Source organism: Serratia sp. 506_PEND, assembly GCF_001076875.1.
Lineage (GTDB): Bacteria > Pseudomonadota > Gammaproteobacteria > Enterobacterales > Enterobacteriaceae > Serratia > Serratia marcescens.
Window position 1 is genome coordinate 1 of sequence record NZ_JVEL01000588.1, and the last position, 1966, is coordinate 1966.

1 tRNA gene and 1 rRNA gene are annotated in these 1966 nt (G+C 52.2%); both read left to right on the forward strand.

The annotated features are described in order from the left end of the window. The first annotated feature begins 169 nt into the window (after window positions 1-169). A 16S ribosomal RNA gene (locus tag ADK28_RS26590) occupies window positions 170-1711 on the forward strand. A gap of 88 nt (window positions 1712-1799) precedes the next feature. After that, window positions 1800-1875: transfer RNA gene (locus ADK28_RS26595), tRNA-Glu, on the forward strand. Window positions 1876-1966: the final 91 nt, after the last annotated feature.

Below are 1966 nucleotides of genomic sequence, written 5' to 3' on the forward strand. Positions count from 1 at the left end.
CACTGCTCTTTAACAATTTATCAGACAATCTGTGTGGGCACTCCACAAGACGATATCCAGCATCTTCGGATGCAAAAAAATATCAAGTCTTGAAGAGTGACTAACTGAAGTAAAATTCATGCAGTAAATCTTTGAGCATCGCTTCTCGAGTGGAAGCAAATCAAGCTTTTAATTGAAGAGTTTGATCATGGCTCAGATTGAACGCTGGCGGCAGGCTTAACACATGCAAGTCGAGCGGTAGCACAGGGGAGCTTGCTCCCTGGGTGACGAGCGGCGGACGGGTGAGTAATGTCTGGGAAACTGCCTGATGGAGGGGGATAACTACTGGAAACGGTAGCTAATACCGCATAACGTCGCAAGACCAAAGAGGGGGACCTTCGGGCCTCTTGCCATCAGATGTGCCCAGATGGGATTAGCTAGTAGGTGGGGTAATGGCTCACCTAGGCGACGATCCCTAGCTGGTCTGAGAGGATGACCAGCCACACTGGAACTGAGACACGGTCCAGACTCCTACGGGAGGCAGCAGTGGGGAATATTGCACAATGGGCGCAAGCCTGATGCAGCCATGCCGCGTGTGTGAAGAAGGCCTTCGGGTTGTAAAGCACTTTCAGCGAGGAGGAAGGTGGTGAGCTTAATACGCTCATCAATTGACGTTACTCGCAGAAGAAGCACCGGCTAACTCCGTGCCAGCAGCCGCGGTAATACGGAGGGTGCAAGCGTTAATCGGAATTACTGGGCGTAAAGCGCACGCAGGCGGTTTGTTAAGTCAGATGTGAAATCCCCGGGCTCAACCTGGGAACTGCATTTGAAACTGGCAAGCTAGAGTCTCGTAGAGGGGGGTAGAATTCCAGGTGTAGCGGTGAAATGCGTAGAGATCTGGAGGAATACCGGTGGCGAAGGCGGCCCCCTGGACGAAGACTGACGCTCAGGTGCGAAAGCGTGGGGAGCAAACAGGATTAGATACCCTGGTAGTCCACGCTGTAAACGATGTCGATTTGGAGGTTGTGCCCTTGAGGCGTGGCTTCCGGAGCTAACGCGTTAAATCGACCGCCTGGGGAGTACGGCCGCAAGGTTAAAACTCAAATGAATTGACGGGGGCCCGCACAAGCGGTGGAGCATGTGGTTTAATTCGATGCAACGCGAAGAACCTTACCTACTCTTGACATCCAGAGAACTTTCCAGAGATGGATTGGTGCCTTCGGGAACTCTGAGACAGGTGCTGCATGGCTGTCGTCAGCTCGTGTTGTGAAATGTTGGGTTAAGTCCCGCAACGAGCGCAACCCTTATCCTTTGTTGCCAGCGGTTCGGCCGGGAACTCAAAGGAGACTGCCAGTGATAAACTGGAGGAAGGTGGGGATGACGTCAAGTCATCATGGCCCTTACGAGTAGGGCTACACACGTGCTACAATGGCATATACAAAGAGAAGCGACCTCGCGAGAGCAAGCGGACCTCATAAAGTATGTCGTAGTCCGGATTGGAGTCTGCAACTCGACTCCATGAAGTCGGAATCGCTAGTAATCGTAGATCAGAATGCTACGGTGAATACGTTCCCGGGCCTTGTACACACCGCCCGTCACACCATGGGAGTGGGTTGCAAAAGAAGTAGGTAGCTTAACCTTCGGGAGGGCGCTTACCACTTTGTGATTCATGACTGGGGTGAAGTCGTAACAAGGTAACCGTAGGGGAACCTGCGGTTGGATCACCTCCTTACCTAAAGATATTNNTTCGAGTGGCGTGCTCACACAGATTGTCTGATGAAAAAGTAACGAGCAAAAGCGTCATAAAAGTACGGTGTCGTGTCCCCTTCGTCTAGAGGCCTAGGACACCGCCCTTTCACGGCGGTAACAGGGGTTCGAATCCCCTAGGGGACGCCAAGCTTCCGACCCACCCGGTGAAAGCGGCGGTCTCAAGTATCTGACGATACACCATATCTTAAAGATGACTTCCGAGTCATGTTTAAGATAT